We start from the raw sequence: 2,939 nt of genomic DNA, 5'->3' as shown, positions 1-2,939 counted from the left end.
TGTCAGTTAATTCATGCCTGTCAGATCAAGTCTAAACTATTACAGAATTATTTCTTTCACGACTACCATGACAAGTGTATGAAAGTTATCATTTAGTGCATAATAGTGCTTCAATGTTTAGGGTTACAGTTTTCATTGGTCATTTGAGTTACTCAAATCCAATTCATGCCAGTTCTATCTATCTTGTCATTTAAGTAGCCCTTTTTGTGTAATCCCAGTACCCTCTCTTTGATGTCATCCAAGTAGCTTACACTGGCTTTCCGTAATCTCAAAAAACGTTGTGTTTTAGCATAATTTTGTGCTCAATATGCTTGTTTATAGTAAAAATTTCTGGATTTCAGCATCAAATGCTGGAATATGGGTATCATTCAAGTAGCCCTTTGTTGTCATCCCAGTGCTCCGACACTGGGATCCAGGAACCAGCGTCACGCGCTGGCTCTCTAAAATTACTTTAGCTACAAATATTAAGAAATTTACTAAATAAAAAAAAGACAAAAAAACCCCCGTATAGCGAGTTTTAATAATGTAAATTGATAATGTGCTAACGCTTAAAATAAGCGCGATTTGGCTGAATGTAGAAAAAATTTAAAAGACATGCAGCCGCTATAATTTTTATGTAATTTGCCAATAAATATCTGAGTTTTTTACTGAATTTTGTTATTAAATCCGCGGAGATTAAAAACAAGGATAAATACTCTTACTTTCATAGTAAGGGGGATGGCGTAATTTGTCAAGTTAAATAAGCTAATTTATTAACATGTGATAATTAGACAGCTATCGTGGATTAAATGTTCAAATGACTACTAGATTTTAGATTATTACTTTCATCTATTTGCGGCTGACTAATCATAGTACAGACGAAATTGGTTGCCATAAAGGTACAGCCTAGAATAAAAAAAGCAGTAGAAATGAAAGGAATAATAGGAGATTCGAGAGGCAATATATATATTATTCCTCCTATTAAAAATGAAACGCTAGATGCAATATCAAGACAGATCTTCATTAATTTCTCTTGCCGAGGAACGAGTTGCTTATTAAGGTCACGCTGCCTGAAATGATCAGTTAATGACCATACATTTAAGACAAGAGAAAGTGCACTTAGTATAGTGCTGGCAATAGTAAAATACAAGCTTAAGGCAGAAATATTCAAAGCTAATGCTGCTATGTACCCACTCAAAGAAGCAATAGATAATGCAGTAACTAAGCGTTTTGAATAAGTTCTTATTTTCTTTCTGTAAACAAGCCTCTCTTTGTCGCAACTCATAAACTTAAGTATAGTAAATATGTTATATTATAGCATTAATTAACTCAAAAATCAATATAGAGTGCCCGAGAGAAGACTTGAACTTCCACAACTTAAAAAGTTACTAGCACCTGAAGCTAGCGCGTCTACCAATTCCGCCACCCGGGCTTTTTGTGATTTACTATGTTAAAATTAAATAATATACTTAAACAATTTTTAGCTCAAAGGTAATGCCAAATCTAGATCAAATATTTTTTGCTCAAAACAATGTTAATATTAATAATGTATATAAAATAGTCAACAACGCTTTGAGCGATAGTGATGGTGGTGAATTATTTTTAGAATTTTGCCAGTCAGAGTCCCTGGTTTTTGATGATAACATATTGAAACACATGGATTTGAATATCAGAAGGGGATTTGGGTTAAGGTCCTTTTGTGAGGATAGTACGTCTTTTGTTTGCTCTTCTGAAATTAGCGAAAAGGAAATTAGTAACGCTGCTTCTATAGTGAAAAGTTCAGTATCTTTAAACAAAACAAATTCAATAAACTTAAATGAGGGAACAAGAGAGCTGTATTCAAAGATTAACCCCATAAATGAAATGGATCTGAACTCAAAGATTAAACTACTCAATGAGGTTAATGAGTATGTAAGGTCCAAGAATAACTACGTGAAGCAAGTAAAAATAACTCTAAGTGGAGAATGGCAAGTTGTACAAATAATAAAGGGTGATCACAGGTTAAGCGATATTAGGCCTTTGGTACGTTTTAATGTATTAGTCATCCTAGAGAAAAATGGCCGAGCTGAGAAAGGCTCTGCAGGGCACGGTGGAAGAGACTCTTATAGTAAGTTTGTTTCTGAGAAGAAGTGGAAAGAAGTTGCAAATCAAGCGTTAGAGCAAGCGCTGGTAAATCTTGAGGCAATTCCAGCTCCGGCTGGAGAAATGACGGTTGTTCTAGGTCCAGGTTGGCCAGGAGTACTATTACATGAAGCTGTAGGTCATGGACTTGAGGGCGATTTTAATCGCAAAGGAATCTCAGCATTTTCAGATTCCATTGGTAAACAAGTGGCAGCCAGTGGCATTACTGTAGTTGATGATGGAACTCTGCCTAATTTGCGCGGTTCTATTAGCATAGACGATGAGGGTACTTTACCTGGCTATAATGTGCTTATAGAAGATGGAATTCTCAAAGGATACATGCAGGATCATATGAACGCTAAACTCATGGGTGTAAGCCCAACTGGTAATGGTAGAAGAGAAAGTTACAAAGAAGTTACCATGCCACGCATGACAAACACCTATATGCTACCAGGAAAACATACAACAGAAGAAATAATATCTAGTGTAAAGAAAGGTCTATATGCAGTAAATTTTGGTGGTGGACAGGTTGATATAACATCAGGAAAATTTGTTTTCTCATCTTCGGAAGCTTACCTAATAGAAAATGGTAAAATTACACAGCCAGTTAAAGGAGCAACACTCATTGGTGACGGTCCAACGGTGTTGAAAAAAGTATCAATGATTGGTGAGGATATAAAGTTAGATCCTGGTGTTGGTACGTGCTCAAAAGACGGACAAAATGTACCTGTTGGAGTTGGTCAGCCAACACTCAAGGTCGATGCAATAACTGTTGGTGGAACTGAGATATAGATAAGGTGTAATAGTTTAGACTTGATCTGACAGGCATGAATTAACTG

Annotated in this window: 2 protein-coding genes and 1 tRNA gene; 1 reads left to right on the top strand and 2 read right to left on the bottom strand. The window is 35.8% G+C overall.

The annotated features are described in order from the left end of the window. Positions 1 to 784: 784 nt before the first annotated feature. Both JR053_RS05255 and JR053_RS05250 read right to left on the bottom strand, forming a co-directional pair. A complete protein-coding gene (locus tag JR053_RS05255) occupies positions 785 to 1,264 on the bottom strand; it encodes a DUF4231 domain-containing protein (RefSeq protein ID WP_264376144.1) in 480 nt (159 codons plus the stop codon). A gap of 62 nt (positions 1,265 to 1,326) precedes the next feature. Beyond that, positions 1,327 to 1,411: transfer RNA gene (locus tag JR053_RS05250), tRNA-Leu, on the bottom strand. A gap of 62 nt (positions 1,412 to 1,473) precedes the next feature. Between JR053_RS05250 and tldD the strand changes: the two genes are divergently transcribed. After that, the gene (gene tldD / locus JR053_RS05245) at positions 1,474 to 2,892 is read left to right on the top strand and encodes a metalloprotease TldD (RefSeq protein WP_010403935.1); all 1,419 of its coding nucleotides are present in this window, start codon (positions 1,474 to 1,476) and stop codon (positions 2,890 to 2,892) included. Positions 2,893 to 2,939 lie beyond the last annotated feature (47 nt).

It is taken from the genome of Wolbachia endosymbiont of Nasonia vitripennis, assembly GCF_048054115.1.
Classification (GTDB): domain Bacteria; phylum Pseudomonadota; class Alphaproteobacteria; order Rickettsiales; family Anaplasmataceae; genus Wolbachia.
The sequence above is the reverse complement of the archived record's forward strand: the minus strand, read 5'-3'. Positions and strand labels throughout refer to the sequence as shown.